This window comes from Bradyrhizobium sp. P2_E8 (assembly GCF_056403875.1).
Genome location: NZ_JBFUES010001347.1, coordinates 1 through 1,606 on the forward strand (window position 1 = coordinate 1; position 1,606 = coordinate 1,606).

Sequence of the window (1,606 nt, forward strand, 5' to 3'; positions counted from 1 at the left end):
TCATGAAGCAGCGCCTCGCCAGCCCCTCGGACGTGATCGACCTCGGCAAGATCAAGGACATGATCGGGGTCGAAGCCTCCGGCGACACGCTGACCATCAAGGCCGCCACGCCGCATTACGACGTTGCGACCAGCGATGCCGCGAAGAAGGCGATCCCTGCGCTCGCCTATCTCGCCTCGCTGATCGGCGATCCCGCGGTGCGCTATCGCGGCACGATCGGCGGCTCGATCGCCAACAACGATCCCGCCGCGGACTATCCGGCCGGACTGCTCGCGCTCGGCGCCACCGTGAAGACCAACAAGCGGTCGATCACGGCGGATGACTTCTTCAAGGGCCTGTTCACCACCGCGCTTGAAGACGGCGAGATCATCACCGCCGTGTCGTTCCCGGTTCCGGCAAAAGCGGGCTACGCCAAGATGCGGCATCCGGCCTCGCGCTTCGCGCTGACCGCCGTGTTCGTCGCGCAGACGAAGTCGGGCGAGATCCGCGTCGCCGCGACTGGTGCCTCGCAGAGCGGCGTGGTGCGGGTGCCCGCGATCGAGGCCGCGCTGAAGGCGAACTGGTCGCCGTCGGCGATCGACGGCGTGACGATTTCGGCGAGTGGACTTCTGTCCGATATCCACGGCACGTCGGAGTACCGCGCCAACCTCATCAAGGTGATGGCGCAGCGCGCGGTGGCCGCCGCAGGCTGATAGCGCCTCAACACAAATTTTCCGCGGCGCGCACTTCGGTGCGCGCCGTTTTTATTTTGGCCCTGCGTCACGAAAAGCGCTTGCCTCGCTGACGTGAAGGCGGGAAAAGTTAATCGATCAATTAACTCGCCCCACAGAGGAACGTCCCAGGCATTTGCCGAGCCATCGGCAATCCGCCTGCGACCCGAGGAAGCAAAAAAGTGCTCGATAAACCAGCCCAAAACGCCTCCGTCCGCACCTCCGGCCCGCTCTCCGGCTTCCGCATCGTCGAATTCGCCGGCATCGGGCCGGGCCCGTTTGCCTGCATGATGCTGGCCGACATGGGCGCCGACGTCGTCACGCTCGACCGTGTCGGCGCCAGGAAAAGCATGAAGTCGGTGGCGGGGCGCGGCCGCAAGGTGATCGAGCTCGACCTCAAGGGCAAGGCGGCGATCGCGGAGGTGCTCGACCTGCTTGCGAGCGCCGATGCGCTGGTCGAAGGTTTTCGTCCCGGCGTGATGGAACGGCTCGGGCTCGGCCCCGACATCGTGCTCGCGCGCAACCCAAAGCTCGTCTACGGCCGCATGACCGGCTGGGGCCAGGAAGGCCCGCTCGCCAACGCCGCCGGCCACGACATCAACTACATCTCCATCACCGGCGCGCTCGCCGCGATCGGCACGAAGGAAGCGCCGGTGCCGCCGCTCAATCTGGTCGGCGATTTCGGCGGCGGCGCGCTCTATCTCGTCGTCGGCGTGCTCGCGGCGCTCCTCGAAGCCTCGAGGTCCGGCAAGGGCCAGGTGGTCGACGCGGCGATGTGCGACGGCGCGGCGTCGCTGATGTCGTTCTTCTTCGACATGACCACGATCGGCCGCTGGACCGAAGGGCGCAACCAGAACTTCCTCGACGGCGGCGCGCATTTCTACGGCGTCTACGAA

General features: G+C 66.3%; 2 protein-coding genes. Both read left to right on the top strand.

Annotated features, from left to right (window positions below):
- A partial coding sequence (locus tag AC1D00_RS40315; protein WP_477014536.1) for an FAD binding domain-containing protein occupies window positions 1-692 on the top strand: 692 nt, incomplete at its 5' end.
- 200 nt (window positions 693-892) lie between these two features.
- Window positions 893-1,606: CaiB/BaiF CoA transferase family protein (locus tag AC1D00_RS40320; protein WP_477014537.1), on the top strand; the 714-nt coding region annotated here is incomplete at its 3' end.